This is a genomic window from Amycolatopsis sp. GM8 (assembly GCF_021653975.1).
In the GTDB taxonomy this organism is placed as follows: Bacteria; Actinomycetota; Actinomycetes; order Mycobacteriales; family Pseudonocardiaceae; genus Amycolatopsis_E.
This window is the reverse complement of record NZ_JAJKFK010000007.1, coordinates 184,346-198,093: the sequence shown is the minus strand read 5'-3', so window position 1 is coordinate 198,093 and position 13,748 is coordinate 184,346. Positions and strand designations below refer to the sequence as shown.

Sequence of the window (13,748 nt, the reverse complement as noted above, 5' to 3'; positions counted from 1 at the left end):
TGCACTCACGGGCACTCGTCACGACTCGATGATCGCCACCAGAGCCGCGGTGAACGGCGCTGGGTCGAGATCGCCGCGCACGGCGAGTTGCTGACTATAACCTTCGCAGACGGCCACGAATGCCTCGGCGATTCGTCCCGCTTCCGCCGGTTTGTGATCGGGCAGGAGTGCGGCGACCGCGTTGCGCAGGTCGTCGAGTTGCTGACGCAGGAGGGCGGCGAGCGGAGGGGAGACGGCGGCCTCGGCATAGATCTGCGCGACCAGCCGGGCGTGGTCCTCCTCGCGCGCCATGGTGCGGATGTGCTGGAGGAAGTCGTGCACGGACGCCGCCGTCAGCTCGGCGGGCAGCGCCTGGCTTCCCTGCTCACAAATGGCGGCGACGATCTGGTCCTTGCCCTTGAAGTACCGGTAGATCGCGCCGGTGGAAAGGCCTGAGGCTTCGACGAGATCGGACATCGACGTCCGCGCGAAACCGTGAGTGGCGAAGCGGGCGCGAGCCGCGTCGATGATCTGTTGGCGGCGCGCGTCGAGGTGGGCCTGGGTGACTCTCGGCATAAAGAACGACCATTCGTTTTTTGTGGTAGCGTCGCAACCATACCCCACAGCTCGTACCTCTAGGAGAATCTCGTGCGCTACCAGACCTTCGGACGACAGAGCGGATTGCGCGTGTCGGAGTACGTGCTGGGCACGTCCAACTTCGGATCGGCGCCGGCCGCCACGGGCCTGGAGGGCGCCAAGGCGATCTTCGAGGCGTTCGTCGCGGCCGGTGGCACCACGTTCGATGTCTCGAACATCTATCAGAACGGCGAGGCCGAGACCGTGCTGGGCGAGCTCCTCGGCCGCGAGCGCGACGAGTTCGTGGTGATCACCAAGTACACCGGGAGCAGGCAGGCCCAGATCCCGCCGGGGACCACCGGCAACAGCCGCAAGACCATGATCCGTTCGCTGGAGGAGAGCTTGCGGCGCTTGAAGACCGACTACGTGGACGTCTTCATGCCGCACTTTCCCGACGGCGTCACCCCGATCTCGGAGATCTTGGCCGGCTTCGAGGACCTGATCCGATCGGGCAAGATCCGTTACGGCGGACTGTCGAACTTCCCGGCCTGGCGGACCGCGGGCGCCGCTGTCAGGTCGGAGTTGAGCGGGCGCGCGTCGCTGGTCGGCATTCAGACCGAGTACAGCCTGGCCGAACGCTCGGCAGACCGGGAACTCGTCCCGATGGCCGAGGCCCACGGGCTGGGCGTTGTCTTGTATTCCCCGCTGGCAGGTGGTCTGCTCACCGGGAAGTACCGCAGTGGCGGGCAGGGGCGGCTCAGTGCCCAGGCCGCGGCGACGGGCACCCCCGGTGAGGGCACCGAGCAACGCACCGCTGCGCTCGACGCTGTCCTCGCCGTCGCCGAAAAGGCCGGCACAGGGCCGATCCAGGTCGCGCTGGCCTGGCTGCGTCATCGCGCCGCACAGGTCCAGACCTCGTTGATCCCCATTGTGGGACCCCGCACCCCGGCCCATTTGACGGGTTACCTCGACGCCCTGGAGGTCGAGCTCGATCCGGCGCATTACCAGCTCCTGGACGAGGTCAGCGCGATCCGGATGGGCGCGCCGCACGAGGACGTGGCGGGCGCATGGACGTACGGCGTCGACGGCGACCGCAGCCTCCTCGACGTCCCGCTGGTGCCGGCGCAATGACCCCGGCCCGCGTCGTCGCGATCAACCTCGAATGCACCGACCCTATTACCCTGGCCCGTTTCTGGGCCGGCCTGCTCGACGGCGAGACCGTGGTCGAGACACCGGGCTTCTGCGCGGTCAAGGCCGGCTCGATCCACCTCGGTGCGGTCCGGGTCGACGAGTACCGGCCACCGACGTGGCCATCGAACGAGCGCTCACAACAGGTTCACCTCGACCTCGCGGTCGAAGACCTTGACGCCACCGAGCGCGAAGCGATCCGGCTCGGCGCCACCAAGGAAACGCACCAGCCCGACTCGGCACGGTTTCGCGTGCTTCGTGACCCGGCCGGCCACCCGTTCTGCTTGCGGGCCTGACTACCACGGGCTGATGCACACGGCGTGCACCGCCGTATGGAGCGCCTGGCGGTGCAGGGCGTCCAGCTTGTCCAGGAGCACAGCCGATCCGGTGGCGAGGGCGAGGTGGATGGTGCACGAGACCGGTTCGCCGCGTACGTCCACTGTGGACTTGAGTTCCTGGAGCAGGGCCGTGGTCAACTGGTCGAGCCGGGTGCGGATCTGTCCGAGGTCCGGGCGCGTGGTGGGCGCTTCGTCCGGGTGAGCCGTCCAGCGGGCGAACAATCCCCGCTGTACCACCTTGCTCGCGGTGATCTGGTCCCGGAAGAACGCCGCCGCCGCGTCCGGGTCCAGCCCGAGCGCGGTGGCCTGGGTCCGCACCTGGTCGAGCACCTGTTGCTCGCGGGCGGGGTCGTCGATGGGCGAGTCGGTGCCGAACTTGGACGCGGCCACGTCGTCACTCACCCGAAGACGCTCGATGACGAGGTCGGTCAGCGCGCCGAGGCTGCCGATGGACTTGCTCGTGGCGACCGTGGCGTTCTCCGCCTTCGCGGGGGCACCCGCGGCCATGGCCTGGGGAACGCCCAGCGACATCGTGGCGGCCACGGTCAAGGCGGAGACGACGATGCCGCCGGCGATCTTGCTGCTCTTACTCAATTGCTTGCCTCGCTTTTCGATCGTGCTCACATGGTCGGGTGCAGGCCGCCATCGAGGGGGACCTGGATGCCGGTCAGGTACGAGGCCCGGGAGGACGCGAGAAACGCGATGACCTCGGCGGCTTCCTCGCCCCGGCCGGGGCGCCCGAGCGGGCCGCTGAACCGCTCCCGGAGATCGGCGCGCAGGGCTTCGAGCGTGATGCCCCTGCGGTCGGCCATTTCCTGCATCGCGACCGCGCTGGAATCGGTCTCGACGAAGCCCGGCATGACTGCCACGACGCGCACTCCCGACGGTGCGACCGCGTTCGCCAAACCCTTGCTGTAGACGTTGAGCGCGGCTTTCGCGGCGGCATAGGGAAGGCCGGTGTGCTGGGGGTACCGCGCCGCGCCGGAGGAAACGTGGATCACGGTGCCGTGCCCCTGTGTCACCATCGACGGGACCACGAGCCGGTCGAGCCGGACGGCGGCCATCAGGTTCAGGTCGAGGTTGGCCTCCCACAGCGCGTCGTCGGCGGCCAGTGGTCCTTCGGCCACGCTGATGTTGCTGCCCGCGTTGTTCACGAGCACATCGATGCCGCCGAGGAAGCTCAGCGCCTGCTCGGCCGCGTCGGAGGCGCCATCAGGTGCGGACACGTCCGCGACGATCAGGTGAACGCCGTCGGGTACGGCGGCGGCGTGCCGCGCGACCGCCGCCACGCGTGCCCCGCCGGCGAGTAGCCGGTGCACGGTCGCCGCCCCGATGCCGCGAGTGCCGCCCGTGACGAGCGCCCGGATATCGGTGAAATCAGTGGAGATCATCTTCGTCGCACCCCCAGTACGGATAGAACGTTCGGTCTAGAGGGTAGCAGAATCCGCGCAGCTTGCCACAAGTGTCGTCTCCGCCGGCGATTCCTTTTGACGACAGTCGACTGTGTTCCACGCGGGCCGCCGGAAGACTGGCCATCAGCGGCAACAGTCGAGGGAGGGCAACGCATGAGTGCGGACATGGTGGTCATCGGCGCCGGCGTGATCGGGTCGTCGATCGCGCTGGAACTCGCGCGGGCGGGGCACCGGGTGATCGTGCTCGAGCGGGCGCCGGGTGCCGGGCAGGGGTCGACGTCCGCTTCCAGTGCGATCGTCCGGTTCAACTTCTCGACCATCGCCGGGGTCGCGACCGCGTGGGAAGCGCACTTCGGCTGGCTCGACTGGGCCGGCCACCTCGGGCACGACGTCGGCGACCTCGCTTCGTTCCGGCAGAGTGGTCTGGTCCTGTTGGACGTTGATGTGGCTCCGCGCACGTCCTCGCTCCCGTTGTTCGACAAGATCGGCGTTCCTTACGAGGAATGGGACAGTGCGACGTTGGCGGAGCGAGTCCCGGGAATCGACGCCGGCCGCTACTGGCCACCGAAGCGGCTTGACGACGAGGAATTCTGGCAGGACGCGAAGGATTCGCTCGGCGCCGTGTACACCCCGGATGCGGGCTATGTCTCGGACCCGGGCCTCGCTGCCGTCAACCTGGCGGCCGCGGCGGCCGCGCACGGGGCGGAGTTCCGGTTCCGCAGCACCGTGACGGCGGTGGAAAAGGCCGGTGGGCGCGTCACGGCGGTGCGGTTGTCGGACGGCACCCGGATCCCGTGTGCCGTGGTCGTGAACGCGGCGGGCCCGTGGTCGGGCGCGCTGAACCGGCTGGCGGGGGTGGGTTCCGATTTCACCGTCGGGGTGCGCCCGATGCGGCAGGAGGTCGCGCACGTCCCGGTCCCGGCGGGGTACCACGGGCCGGCCGTGGCGGACATGGATCTCGGCACCTACTTCCGCGGTGAGGTCGGCGGGGACCTGCTCGTCGGCGGCACGGAACCGGAATGCGATCTGCTGCAGTGGACCGACGATCCCGACACCGTCGACGTCCACCCGACGGCGGCGGTGTTCGAGGCCCAGGTGACGCGGGCCGCGCGGCGGTTGCCGGATCTCGCGGTGCCGAACCGGGCGCGCGGCGTGGTCGGTGTCTACGACGTCGCCGACGACTGGACCCCGATCTACGACCGCACGGACCTCGGCGGCTTCTACGTCGCGATCGGCACGAGCGGTAACCAGTTCAAGAACGCGCCCGTCGTCGGGCAGTTGATGGCGGAGCTCATCGACCGGGTGGAGAACGGCGCAGACCACGACGCGTCCCCCGTGCGCTTCCGGGCACCGCGCACCGGACTGGAGATCGACCTCGGCGCGTTCTCCCGCCGGCGCAGCCGGAACTCCGCGAACTCCGGCACGGTGATGGGCTGATCCGCGAGTTCAGACGAGGCGCTGCATCCGGGCGACCTTGATCCCCAGGTGCAGCGCCAGGCGTTGTTCGCCGTCCGCGAGGTCGACGCCGGTGACCTGTTCGATCCGCCGCAGCCGTGGGTAGATGCTCGCCCGGTGCACGGAAAGCGCGTCCGCGACGGTCCGGACGTCGCCGGCGCGGTCGAGGAACAGTTCCGCCGTGGCGAACAGCGACGGGTCGGTTTCCAGCAGCCGGCTCACCATCGAGTCGAGCTGGCCCGGGAGCCGGTCGGGCGGGAGGCCGGCGAGCAGCCCGTAGACCCCGAGCTTCGCGAACTCCGCCACCGGCCGGAACAACGGCACGGCGTTCGCGACCCGCGCCGCCTGCAGCGCACCCCGGTAGGAGAACACCACATCCGCGAGTGTGGGGCTGGCCTGTCCCACGCCCACCACGACGTCGTGGCTCTTGCCGGTCTTGCCGAGCAGCCGCGACGCCGTGCCGTGCAGCATCCTCGGCAGGTCCGGGCAGTGGCGCAGGGCCGGTTCGGTGGTGACGAGCACCCCGTGGGCAGGGCGCACCATGCGGAGACATTCCCGGGCGGGCAACGAATGCGCGGCCCGGTCCAACGACGCCGAGAGCGCCAGCCGATCGTCCTCGTCGAGCTCCGGGCCGTCCGCGACCACCGCGAGGCACACGACATTCCCGCGAGCGGCGAACAGCCCGTGCTCGGCGAGCCGGGCCGCGGCGGAGATCCGCGTACCGGCCTCGTCGGAAATGAGGTCGCGCAACAGCTCACCACTGCGCGCGTGCTCCAGCTCCGACGAAATCCGTTCCCGGAACAGGATTTCGCCGGCCTGATCGGCGAACGCCGAGGCGACGGCCAGGTCGGCGTCGTCGATGGCGGAGTCACGCTCGATGAGCCACAGACAGCCGAAGTGCATTCCCTGACAGCGCACCGGAATCGCGACCCGCGGGTCGGCGCGCAGTACCGGGTTGGCGGGCAGCCGCACCGGTTGGGCGGCCTTCGACAGCTCGAAGCCGCGGAGCCAGGTGAGGCAGTCCGGCGGGACGTCCCGGGTGAGGACGACGGTCTTGCGCAACTCGTCGACGTCACCGCTCTGCGAGCTGTAGGTGAGCAGCCGGAAGGCGGCGTCGTCGATGGCGACGGGCCGCCGCAGCCGTTGGGCGAGTGCGTCGACGAGGTGCTGCAGTTCGTTGGTCATGGTCCCGCGCCCCTGGTCAAGGCGCCTCTGGTGAGGCGGGAGACCTAATATGCTACATCGTAGTGTGATAGCGGCAAAGGGTTCGCCGAGGTCAGCGGCGGGCGGCGAGGGCGGCGGTCTGCTGAGCGGCCAATGCGGCGAGGTAGTACCACGCCATGATCGCGCGCAGCAGTTCGTCGACATCCGAGGTGCGGTACCCGAGAGTGAGGGCGTCGAGCCGCTGGGTGCCGGGCGTCACCGCGGCGAGGTCGGCGCCCAGCGCGGACGCGAAGCCGACCTCCAGGTCCAGCACCTCGGGCACCGGTGGCGCGGAAAGGTGCGACGCCGCGGCGGTCGCCTCGGCCACGACGTCCTCGATCGCGGCGCACGCGGTCGCGGGCTGCAGCGAATCCGTCGCGGACCAGCCGATGGCCGTCTTCGTTTCGACCGTCCGCACACCGGGAAAGGCTTCCCTGGCCACGGCGCAGATCTGGTCGTCACCGGTCAGGACGCCGACGGGGACCGCCCGGTCGGCGGCGTACAGCGCGTTGACCTCGGCCTCGGACATCGGCTTCCCGTTGATCCGGAGCTGCGTGAAATTGGCCGAGAACGTGTGGGAGAGCACGCCCGGGGCGCCGGCCGCGGCGTGATACCCGAGGAAGATCGCGACGGCGGCGTCCCGGCTGAGGCCCTGGGCCATGCAGGCGGGGCGAGGTCCACCGGTGACGATCCGCGCGCGTGGGTCGAGTTCGGCCACCAGGAGGTTGTCCATCGTGCCGTGGCTGTCGCTCACAACGACCTCCGTCGCACCCCCCGCGAAAGCGCCGCGGATGGCCGCGTTCGCCTCGGCGGTCATCAGGGATTGGGCCCGGGGGTAGCCGGAGCCGCCGCGGAGGATCTGGTCGAAAGTGGCGATGCCCGCGACCCCTTCGAGATCGACGGAAATGTAGACCTGCAAGGAAAAAGTCACCTCCCGGCCGGCGGGAACCGGCCGAATGTCGTCACCCGGGCCTTTCCGGTGAACGTAGCCACGGGCCGCGCGCCGCGCGCCTGACAGCTGTCGTGTTGGACAGGCCGTCCTCTTGACAGCTGTCAGAGGTGTGACGGCCGGAGGTGACCGATGCTTCTCGGTCATGGCGGCGGAGTTGGCCGGAAAACACGCTACGCTGTAGCAATTTCCTTCCATCACCGTGCGTCACCACCGATAGGAGCAATCGTGAGTGCAGCGCAGCCCGCGACTCCGCGCCGCCGTGGACCGGCCCGCGGCTTCACCCGAGACGAGGTGGTCCGCGCCGCCCTGGACGAACTTCGGCAGAACGGCATCAACGCGGTGTCCTTCCGCAGTGTGTCACGCCGGCTGGGCGTCAACCCGATGGCGCTCTACACCTACGTCGCCGACAAGGAGGAGTTGCTCGCGGCCATGTACGACCACGTCTTCCGCGCGATCGGCGACGTGATCCCGGACGAGGCCGGCGACCCGAAACGGGTCCTCGTCGACTTCTTTACTGCCGGCTACCGGCTGATGGTCGAGTACGTGGACCTGTCCCGGCTCGTTCGGCCCTCGGCGGTCGGTTTGGACCTCGACCTCGTCGAGCGGGTCTACCGCCTGCTCGCCGATCTCGGGGTGGCCGAAGCGCGGATCGCGGACGTCCACCTGGCTCTGCTCGAACTGACCATCGGCAGCGCCGTCGCCGCGGACGCGCGCGTCCCGCCGGCCGGGCAGCTCCCGGACGACCCGGCGCATCCGCTGCTGTCGGCCGTGTTGCGCCGGGCCGGTGAGCTGAACGCGGAGGACCACTTCGTGCGCACGTTCGGACTGCTCCTGGACGCACTCGTGAATGGAGAGGGCAATGGCTGAGTACGGCAGATTCCCGTTCGGACTGTCGCAAGAGGACGAAGCGCGGGCCGCCCGGCTGCATCGTGACTCGATCATCGTCGACATGGTCTACCAGGGACCGTGTTCCCCGGACGTGTGGACCGAGCAGTTGCGTGCCGAACTCCCGGATTCGGCGGATTACGGTGCGGCGGCGACGTTCTTGATGGAGAAGGCGGTCCGCGGCGAGTTCGACGAGTACCGCACCCTGTTCGACGCCTCGGGCGCGACGACCATGCTCACGGGGGGCGTGCTCGAGACCGCGCAGGGTCTCCTCGACACCGCGGTCGAAACGGCGCGGATGATCAACGCGTTCGACTGGCTGCGCCCGGCCCGGCGTGCCGACGACATCCGCGCGGCTCACGCCGAGGGCACGCACGCGCTGGTCGGCCAGTGTCAGCTGAACATGCTGCGGCCCAGTGATCTCGACCTGCTCGACGCGGCCGCGGAGCTGGGCGTGGCGCACACCGTCGACTGCGCCTACAACACCGCGACCTTCATCGGCGCCGGGTGCACCGAAAAGAACGACCCGGGACTGAGCGCCTTCGGGAACACCTTCGTGGACCGGTGCAACCGGATCGGCGTCATCGTCGACACCGCGCACTCGGGTCCTAACACGACGATCGACGCCTGCGCCCGGTCGGCGGCACCGGTCGTGGCGACCCACACCTCGGCCGCGGCGCTGTACAAATGCGACCGGGCGAAGAGCGACGAGGAGTTGCAGGCGATCGCGGCCACCGGCGGGGTGATCGGGGTGGTCACCGTCCCGTTCTTCCTCGCCGACATCGCGACCGGTCCGGCGCCGACGATCGAGCTGACCCTCGACCACATCGACTACCTGGTGCGGCTCGTCGGGATCGAGCACGTCGGCATCGGCACCGACTGGCCGCTCGCGCTGCCGGCCGACGTGCTGGAGCGGACCCTGCTGCCGATGGCGATGTCCACCATGGGGTTCCGGCCGGAGCACCAGCTCGACGTTTCGTCCACATTGGACGGTTTCCGCGACTATCGCGATCTGGTCAACATCACCCGTGGGCTGGTCGCCCGCGGCTACACCGACCAGCAGGTCGAAATGATCCTCGGCGGCAACTTCCTGCGCGTTTTCGAGCAGGTTGTCGGCTGAACGACACGAAGGAGCCAGCAATGATCACCGCGCAAGAGTTGCAGGACCGGCTCGACCGGCTCGCGAAGGACCACAACGTCACCGGCGCCGCGGCCGCGGTGGCGGTCGGCGACGAGGTCGTGACCGCCCACACGGGCTGTGCCAACACCACGACCGCGATGCCCGTCCGCCACGACACCCTGTTCGCCGCGGGATCGGTGACGAAGGTCTTCACCGTTTCCCTGGTGATGTCGCTCGTCGACGACGGGCTCGTCGAACTGGACACGCCCGTGCAGCGGTACCTGCCGGAGTTCCGGCTGGCCGACGAAGAAACCTCGGCGCAGGTCACGGTGCGGATGTTGCTCAACCACACCGCGGGCATCCCCGGGCACTGCATGTTCAACCTGCCGCGGAGCCCGGAAGTCCTGGCGCGGCACCTCGAACTGATGCGGGACCTGCCGTTCGCCTCGCCGCCGGGCCGGTTCTGGTCCTATTCCAACGGTGGGATGGCCGTCGCCGGCCGGATCGCCGAAGCGGTCACCGGCCGGACGTGGGACGAGGCGCTCGCCGAACGGATCCTGCGCCCCCTCGGCGGAGGGGCCACCACCTACGGCGAGGAGATGGTCCTCGGCTCGACCGCCGTGGGGCATCTCGTGGACCCGTCCGGCGCGGTCACCCGCGTGCCCCGCCTGCTCCTCGACTCCGGCAACGGCCCGGCCGGCGCCACCCTCTTCTGCGATATCGACACGATGATCGCGTTCGGGCAGATGCACCTGCGCGAGGGCCGTGCCGCGGACGGGAAGCCGGTGCTCAGCCCGGAGTCGGCGGCGCTCATGCAGGCTCCGTCGCTCGCACCGCACTGGGGCCTGAGCTTCGACAACTGGGGTCTCGGCTGGTACATCCGTGGGACCGGAGCCGGGCGCACGCTGGGCCACACCGGTGCCAACGCCGGGGCGCACTCGATCCTGACGATCGCCCCGGAGCATGGTTGCGCGATCGCCGTGCTCACCAACAGCAACACCGGCGCGATGCTGAACCCCCTCCTGACCGAGGAGCTGTTCCAAGAGCTGTACGGCATCTCGGCGGCGCCCAGGCCGGAAGAGCCCGGCGAACCGCTGACCGTCGACCTCGACCGCTACACCGGCACCTACGAGGCGGAGGGCGGCTCGGTGACCGTCACGGTGCGGGACGAGCGGCTGAACGTCGAGCAGTACATGGACGAAAACCTGACCGAACACCTGGACCTGATGATGCCAGGCCTGCTGCCGCTGCCGCCGATGACGCTGGCGCCGGTCGCTTCCGACGGCCGGTTTCTCAGCGACGCCGGGATGCCCGTCAGCTTCGTCGACGATGCTTCCTACGTCTACGTCGGCCGGATCTTCCGGCGCGTCTCCGCGGCGGTGTGATGCGCACTCTCGACGAGCACGGCGTCGACGTCCGGTTCGACGAAGGCGTCACCACGGCCGACAGCTGCCGCCTGTCGGTGAACATGTTCCGGCCGTCCGGGAGCGAACCGGCCGCCACGGTGATCGTGTGGACGCCGCTGGGCAACGGGCGCGCCACCGCATTGGGTCCTTCGCCCGTTCCGTCGCTGGGCTCGCCGCGACACTGCCGTCGCCTCGCCGCCGCGGCGGGGGTAACTGTGGTGTCGGTGGACGTTCGCGGCCGCGGCGACTCGGACGGGGAGTTCGTGCCGTTCGTCCACGAGCGGGCCGACGCCGCCGCGGTTGTGGCGGCGCTCGCCGGGCATTCGTGGTGTGCCGGTCCGATCGTGGTGATGGGACAGGGCTACGGCGCCGCCTGTGCGCTCGCCGCGGCCCGCGACGCGACCGGGCTCGTGGCGGGGGCGTTCCTGATCAGCCCGCCCGGCGAGCCCGGGGACGTGTTCCCGGGACGCGACGGCGCGCGCCGCGCGGACCTGTTGGTGTGGCGCCACCTCATGGCCGGTCGGCACCCGCTGCCGACCCGTTTCGCGGACTGGGCCGAGCTGCTGCGTGGGCCGTGGAAGGAGCAGGAACACGGCCTCGGGCACGACGATCTCGGGTGGGCCGGGTTCGACGCCGCCGGGCTTGTGGGCACCGGCCCGCTGCTGGTACCGGTCACGATCCTGACCGGCTGGTGGGACCCGGCGTGCCGCCCCTCGTGGGAGCTGGCCCGCGCCTGCCCGGACGCCGAGCTGGTGGTCGGTCCGTGGACGGCCTACGCGGCACGGCACCCGGCGCAGCACGTCGGCGGCGTCGACTGGGGCCCTCGCAGTGTCCTCGACCCGCTCGAACTGCAGGTCGGCCTGCTCGACCGGGTGGGCGGATCCGCCCGGCACAACCAGGTTTTCATCACCGGGGACAACGCCTGGCACGAGCTGCCGCGCACTCCGCAGACCGTGGATTGGGTGCTGCGTCCCTCGGCGTCTCGGGACGCGCGGACGGTCGCGGGCGGCGGATATCTCGGCGACACCGCGGATACCGGCGTCGCGGAGTTCACCAGCGACTTGACCGACCCGGTGCCCGCCCAGCCGGGGATTGGGCCGGCCGTCAATGCCGATGCCCCCGCTCAGCTCGATCTCGTGTTCCTCGACGGCCGGTCCGATTTGGTGGTCTATACCTCTGCGCCGCTCGCCGAGTCGCGGCTGGTTGTGGGGGAGCTGACGCTGGAACTGGACGCGGAGAGCGACTCGCCCGCCGAGGCGTTGTGGGTGGCCTCGGTCGAAGACGTGCCCCCGGGTGGGGCGTCGAGCCTGCACCTGACGCTCGGAGTGGCCGCCGTCTCGCCCGGCGAGCGGACGGCCGTGCTCAGGCTCGGGCCGATCGGGCACCGTTTCCTGCCCGGGCACCAGGTGCGGCTGCGGCTCGCCGCCACGTGCGCGCCGCTGTTCCGCCCGGTCGACCAAGCTCCCGCGCGGGAGCAGCGCCGCGTCCACCACGCGGGCACCGTACTGCGGATACCGGAGGTCGTGTGATGAGCCCTGCCCGCCGGATCCTCTGGGCGAAGCGGATCCCCACCGGCGACGGTGATCTGGTCGCCGACGTCGTCTTCCCATCAGGGCGCGACGAGACGACCGGGCCGCTGCCCACCCTGGTCGTGCGCACACCGTACGGCCGCCAGAACTACTTGAACGACATCTGGCTGCGCCTGGTCGATCGCGGGTACGTGCTGGTCACCTGCGACGTGCGCGGTCGCGGTGACTCGGACGGCCGGTTCGCGCCATGGCAGCGGGACACCGGCGACGCCGTCGCGGTCATCGACTGGGCCGCGGCACAACCGTGGTCGGACGGACAGGTCGGCACGATCGGCGGCAGCTACGACGGTCTGACCCAGTGGTGGGCCGTCGCGGGCCGGCCGGCGCCGTTGCGGTGCATCGTGCCGATGGCCGTCGGGGTGCGCGGCCGGCCGGGTGGGCGGCCGTTCATGGACACCGGGATTCCCTGGCAGTACTGGATGTGGTGGTTCGCGTTCACCGCCGGGCGCACCCTGCAGGACGTCAGCGCGACGGCGTGGGGACGCCACTGGGCACACCGCCCGCTGCGCACCTTCCACGAAGCGGTCGGCTTTCCCAGCGCCGCCTGGCCCGACTACGTCGAGGGCCGCATCGACTGCCTCGGCGCGGGCTGGGCGCTCAGCGACGAGGAGCTCGCCGCCATCGACGTGCCGGCGCTGGTCACCGTCGGCTGGTGGGACGACCTGACCACGCTGGAGACCTGGCAGGTCCTGCAGGCCGGTCCGCACGCGGCGAACAAGCATCTGCTCGTCGGCTCGTGGGATCACGCCGGCAACATGGTGCCCCGCGTCCGGCTCGGCGGCGAGGACGTGTCCGCGGGAACCCTCGACCCGCTGGGGGTAGTCGGCGACTTCCTGGACCGCCATCTGAAGGGCGACACGACATCTCCCGAACTGCCGCGCGCACGGGTGTGGCACAGCGGCACGAACCACTGGGAGGATCTGGCCGCCTATCCCGTCAATGCCGGTGAACAGGTCCTGCACCTGACGCTGGACGAGTCCGGAACCGGTGCCCTGCGAACGGAAGCACCGGATAAGTCCACTGTGGACGAATGGCGGCACGACGCGGCCGATCCCGTCGCGACCTTGACCCCGCTCGACAACTTCGCCTTCAGTGACCCGCCGCACGACCAGCGCTACCTGGAGGCCCGGCCCGACGTCCGCACCTACACGTCCGCGCCACTGACGGAACCGGTGACGGTCAGCGGACGCGTGCGGTTCGACCTGTCGGTGTCGGCCGACGCGACCGACGCCGACGTGTTCGCCTGGGTCACCGACGTCCACCCCGACGGCCGCTCCATGGTCCCCGCCGGGATCGAGCTCGAAGGGCGGCGGCTCAGTGTCCGCAATGGACCGGCGCCCGAGCCGCTGACCGGCGGGGAAATCGTGCGCGTCGGCGTCGACGCGCAATGGCTGCACCACACTTTCGCGGCGGGGCACCGCATCCGCGTGCTCGTCAGTTCGGCGTTCACGCCGATCTGCGCACCGGCCACCGGCAGTGGCGAGCACTGGGCCGACCAGGAATACGGCCGCCCGTTCGCCATGCGGGTCCACCACGGACCCGGGTACCCGAACACCGTGCGCCTTCCGCGCCCGTGATTTCTCTGGGCTGTCCCGTCCGGCGCAGCCCGCCCTCTCCAGTCCGGAGGCACTCAATGTCGGCTCCA

The 13,748-nt window shown here is 70.2% G+C and carries 13 protein-coding genes; 8 read left to right on the top strand and 5 right to left on the bottom strand.

Annotated features, from left to right (window positions below; genetic code table 11):
- Positions 1-18 precede the first annotated feature (18 nt).
- Positions 19-555, bottom strand: a complete 537-nt coding sequence (locus LOZ83_RS29760; RefSeq protein ID WP_236795042.1) for a TetR/AcrR family transcriptional regulator — start codon at positions 553-555, stop codon at positions 19-21.
- A 72-nt stretch (positions 556-627) separates the two neighbouring features.
- Between LOZ83_RS29760 and LOZ83_RS29755 the strand changes: the two genes are divergently transcribed.
- Complete coding sequence (locus LOZ83_RS29755; RefSeq protein WP_236795041.1) at positions 628-1,686, top strand: aldo/keto reductase; 1,059 nt, start codon at positions 628-630, stop codon at positions 1,684-1,686.
- On the top strand, positions 1,683-2,039 hold the full coding sequence (locus tag LOZ83_RS29750; RefSeq protein ID WP_236795040.1) for a VOC family protein: 357 nt from the start codon (positions 1,683-1,685) through the stop codon (positions 2,037-2,039). The genes LOZ83_RS29755 and LOZ83_RS29750 overlap by 4 nt, the downstream gene beginning before the upstream one ends.
- Here LOZ83_RS29750 and LOZ83_RS29745 read toward each other — a convergent pair whose 3' ends face one another.
- Together LOZ83_RS29745 and LOZ83_RS29740 are read right to left on the bottom strand one after the other, a co-directional pair.
- Positions 2,040-2,705 carry a chorismate mutase gene (locus LOZ83_RS29745; protein ID WP_236795039.1) on the bottom strand — a complete coding sequence of 222 codons (666 nt, stop codon included), beginning with the start codon at positions 2,703-2,705 and terminating at the stop codon, positions 2,040-2,042. It lies immediately after the preceding gene.
- Entirely contained in the window at positions 2,702-3,472 is a 771-nt protein-coding gene (locus LOZ83_RS29740) for an oxidoreductase (protein ID WP_236795038.1), read from the bottom strand. Before LOZ83_RS29740 ends, LOZ83_RS29745 begins: the two co-directional genes overlap by 4 nt.
- Before the next feature lie 174 nt (positions 3,473-3,646).
- Here LOZ83_RS29740 and LOZ83_RS29735 point away from each other — a divergent pair, with 174 nt between their 5' ends.
- Entirely contained in the window at positions 3,647-4,930 is a 1,284-nt protein-coding gene (locus LOZ83_RS29735) for an FAD-binding oxidoreductase (RefSeq protein WP_236795037.1), read from the top strand.
- A gap of 9 nt (positions 4,931-4,939) precedes the next feature.
- On the opposite strand, the gene LOZ83_RS29730 is transcribed toward LOZ83_RS29735, so the two are convergent.
- Complete coding sequence (locus tag LOZ83_RS29730; RefSeq protein ID WP_236795036.1) at positions 4,940-6,133, bottom strand: CdaR family transcriptional regulator; 1,194 nt, start codon at positions 6,131-6,133, stop codon at positions 4,940-4,942.
- Between the two features lie 91 nt (positions 6,134-6,224).
- Positions 6,225-7,070 carry a M55 family metallopeptidase gene (locus LOZ83_RS29725; RefSeq protein ID WP_236795035.1) on the bottom strand — a complete coding sequence of 282 codons (846 nt, stop codon included), beginning with the start codon at positions 7,068-7,070 and terminating at the stop codon, positions 6,225-6,227.
- A gap of 258 nt (positions 7,071-7,328) precedes the next feature.
- Here LOZ83_RS29725 and LOZ83_RS29720 point away from each other — a divergent pair, with 258 nt between their 5' ends.
- The 5 genes from LOZ83_RS29720 to LOZ83_RS29700 are packed head-to-tail and all read left to right on the top strand — an operon-like array spanning position 7,329 to position 13,680.
- Positions 7,329-7,970: a TetR/AcrR family transcriptional regulator gene (locus tag LOZ83_RS29720; protein ID WP_236795034.1), complete on the top strand. Its 642-nt coding sequence runs from the start codon at positions 7,329-7,331 to the stop codon at positions 7,968-7,970.
- The gene (locus LOZ83_RS29715) at positions 7,963-9,108 is read left to right on the top strand and encodes a dipeptidase (RefSeq protein ID WP_236795033.1); all 1,146 of its coding nucleotides are present in this window, start codon (positions 7,963-7,965) and stop codon (positions 9,106-9,108) included. The genes LOZ83_RS29720 and LOZ83_RS29715 overlap by 8 nt, the downstream gene beginning before the upstream one ends.
- Before the next feature lie 20 nt (positions 9,109-9,128).
- Positions 9,129-10,493: a serine hydrolase gene (locus LOZ83_RS29710; protein ID WP_236795032.1), complete on the top strand. Its 1,365-nt coding sequence runs from the start codon at positions 9,129-9,131 to the stop codon at positions 10,491-10,493.
- Positions 10,493-12,043 carry an alpha/beta fold hydrolase gene (locus LOZ83_RS29705; protein ID WP_236795031.1) on the top strand — a complete coding sequence of 517 codons (1,551 nt, stop codon included), beginning with the start codon at positions 10,493-10,495 and terminating at the stop codon, positions 12,041-12,043. The genes LOZ83_RS29710 and LOZ83_RS29705 overlap by 1 nt, the downstream gene beginning before the upstream one ends.
- Positions 12,043-13,680, top strand: a complete 1,638-nt coding sequence (locus LOZ83_RS29700; RefSeq protein WP_236795030.1) for a CocE/NonD family hydrolase — start codon at positions 12,043-12,045, stop codon at positions 13,678-13,680. The genes LOZ83_RS29705 and LOZ83_RS29700 overlap by 1 nt, the downstream gene beginning before the upstream one ends.
- Positions 13,681-13,748 lie beyond the last annotated feature (68 nt).